Below are 476 nucleotides of genomic sequence, written 5' to 3'. Positions count from 1 at the left end.
CTTGTCTCGGGGTGCGTGATTCCAAGCTTCCAAGCATGCAACATCAATCTAGTGCTTGCAGCTAAAGCCGATCCCGTTGCATACAAGTTATCACCTAAAATTGGATTCCCCAGTGACATCATGTGGACACGTAACTGATGGGTACGCCCCGTGACAGGCGTGAGCCGCACGCGCGTTCTATCGTTTAAACGCTCTAGTACCTGGTAATCCGTGTGCGCAGCTTTTCCCTCTTCGCTCACCATTTGCTTCGGTCTGTTTGGCCAGTCTGTCATCAAGGGTAATGTCACCTTACCTTGGTCTTCCTCTAGCTGACCAAAAACAAGGGCAACGTAGGCTTTATCGACCTCGCGATCATGAAACTGCCTGCTGAGCTCACGATGCGCATCAGCCGTTTGCGCGAGCACCATTAAGCCTGACGTTGCGCAATCAAGCCGATGCACAATACGTGCAGTTGGATGATCTTGCTGAATGCGTCG

At 51.7% G+C, this 476-nt stretch carries 1 protein-coding gene; it reads right to left on the bottom strand.

What is annotated here, in order from left to right; all coding sequences use genetic code 11:
• Positions 1-476 (bottom strand): pseudouridine synthase (locus tag A3739_RS11630; protein WP_068501470.1); only part of this gene is annotated, 476 nt, incomplete at both ends.

It is taken from the genome of Oleiphilus sp. HI0067 (assembly GCF_001635735.1).
The sequence above is the reverse complement of the archived record's forward strand: the minus strand, read 5'-3'. Positions and strand labels throughout refer to the sequence as shown.